1 protein-coding gene is annotated in these 268 nt (G+C 61.9%); it reads left to right on the top strand.

The genetic code is table 11. From position 1 onward, the window contains the following. A partial coding sequence (locus tag SB772_RS41560) for an NUDIX domain-containing protein (protein ID WP_410838718.1) occupies positions 1 to 268 on the top strand: 268 nt, incomplete at both ends.

Below are 268 nucleotides of genomic sequence, written 5' to 3'. Positions count from 1 at the left end.
GGGCGCTGCCCGGCGGCCGATGCAAGCCTGGTGAATCCGTCGCGGCAGCGGCCATTCGCGAACTTCTGGAAGAAACGCAACTGACCGATCTCGCGCTTCACTACATCTTCGAGTTCTGGGGTGCCCGGACTCGCCACTATGTATTCGCCGCGCGTATTCCCGATGACATCGAGCCTATTCCGGGCCGAGAGATCAGTCGATGCCGCTGGGTCCGCGCGAAAGACATCCATTCCGCATGGGTCAGCGTGTCGACGCGCGGAATCGTTCA

Source organism: Paraburkholderia sp. SIMBA_030, assembly GCF_046535245.1.
Classification (GTDB): Bacteria; Pseudomonadota; Gammaproteobacteria; order Burkholderiales; family Burkholderiaceae; genus Paraburkholderia.
This window is presented reverse-complemented; position numbering and strand designations above follow the sequence as displayed.